Source organism: Kitasatospora sp. NPDC058965, assembly GCF_042741245.1.
GTDB lineage: Bacteria > Actinomycetota > Actinomycetes > Streptomycetales > Streptomycetaceae > Kitasatospora.
This window is the reverse complement of record NZ_JBHYKG010000574.1, coordinates 1-1,948: the sequence shown is the minus strand read 5'-3', so window position 1 is coordinate 1,948 and position 1,948 is coordinate 1. Positions and strand designations below refer to the sequence as shown.

Annotated in this window: 1 pseudogene; it reads left to right on the top strand. The window is 79.6% G+C overall.

What is annotated here, in order from left to right:
• Positions 1-1,948, top strand: a pseudogene (locus ACFW1A_RS40280) (hypothetical protein); the annotation flags it as partial.

Here is a 1,948-nt window from a genome sequence, read left to right as displayed (position 1 = left end):
CCGCCGAGATGGCCGGCCTGCTGCGCGCGGTCTTCTGCCTGCACCACGGCTACCTGCCGGGCACCCCGGGCTGGCAGCGCCCGGCCGCCGAGCTGGCCGAGGCCTTCGCCCGGACCGGCTGCTACCTGCCGGACGGCTCCCGGCCCTGGCTGCGCGCGGCCGGGGACGGCCGCCGGCACGCCGCCGTCTCCTTCCTGGGGACCGGCGGCGCCCACGGACACCTGGTGCTCTCCGCCGAGCGGACCGGCGGGGAGCACCAGGAACGGGCCTGGCAGCGGGCCGGCGGCCCGGTGCTGCTGGCCCTGCGGGCCGCCGACCCGGCCGGCCTGCCTGCGGTGATCGAGGCCTGCCGCGCCGAACTCGCGGCGGGTGCCGACCCGTACGCGCTCGCCCGCCGGGCGGCCGCCGGGCTGGCCCCCGGCGGCGCCCGGGTGGTGCTGGTCGGCCGGGACGCGGCCGAACTCGCCAAGCAGCTGGAGCTGGCCGCCCGGGACCTGCCGGGGGCCCAGGCCAGGGGGGAGGACTGGGCCACGCCGGCGGGCAGTTACCACCCGGTGCGCCCGATCGGCCCCGAGGGCAAGGTCGCACTGGTCTTCCCGGGCGCGGTCAACTCCTACCCGGGCCTGGGCCGGGACCTGTTCCGGGCCTTCCCCGGCCTGCTGGAGCGGTTCGAGGCGGAGGCGGTCGACCCGGACCGCACCTTCCGCGCGGCCCGGCTGTACCCGCGCCGGCAGACCACCCCGGACCGGCGCGAGCTGATGGCGCTGGAGGCCGAGCTCGGCGAGGACCTGCCGTTCATGCTGGCCACCGGCACCACCTTCGCGATCCTGCACACCGATCTGGTGCGCGAGCTGCTGGGCGTGCGGGCGCACGGCGCCTTCGGCTACAGCCTGGGGGAGAGCAGCATGCTGTTCGCCACCGGCGGCTGGCAGCGCGGCGCCCGGCGGGACGACCGGATCAGCGCCACCCCGCTCTTCCGGCACCGGCTGAACGGGCGCCGGGACACCGTGCGCGAGCTCTGGGGCCTGCCCGAGGAGCTGCCGGACGCCCAGGTCTGGGGCAGCTTCGTGCTGCTCACCGGGGCGGACGGGGTGCGCCGGGCGCTGGAGCGCTACCCGCGGGTCTTCCTGACCCACGTCAACACCCCCGGCGAGGTGGTGGTGGCCGGCGACCCGGCCCAGTGCCGCGCGCTGATCGAGGAGCTGGGCTGCCCGGCGGCCCGCTCGCCCGTCAACGGGGTGATGCACTGCCCGGTGGTGGACGGCGAGGTGGCCGGCCTGGCCGAGCTGAACAGCCACCCCACCGGGTCGCCCGGGGAGCTGGAACTGCTCAGCGCCTACGACTACGGCCCGATCACCGACTTCGACCAGCACGAGCTGGCCGGGCGGATCGCGCACACCCTGCGCAGCACCATCGACTTCCCCGAGCTGGTGCAGGCCGCCCACCGGCGCGGCTTCCGCTACTTCGTCGAGGTGGGCCCGAGCGCCACCTGCACCCGCTGGGTGCGCGAGACCCTCGGCGACGCCCCGCACGTGGCGGTCTCGGTGGACCGGCGCGGGGTCCCGGCGGTGCGCGCGGTGGCGCAGCTGGTGGCCCGGCTGGTGGCGCACGGCGTGCCGCTGGACCTGACCGGGCTGCTCGGTGCCGAGCCCGCCGCGGTGGCGCGGCCGGCCCGGCTGCTGGTCCCGGTCGGCGGCGGCGCCTCGATCCCGGCGCGGGTCGCGGCCGGCGCGGGCGCGGTGCTCGGCGCCCGCACCCCGGCCGTCCGGCCCGCCGCGGTCGTCGCCCCCGCCGAGCCCGTCCTGGTGGGCGCCGGGGCCGGTGGCCCCGCCCTTGCCCCCCCCCCCCCCCCCCCCCCCCCCCCCCCCCCCCGCGGGGGGGGCCCCCCCCCGACACCCCCCCACCCCCCCCCCCCCCCCCCCGGGGCGCGCCCGCAGCACCGGGCCCG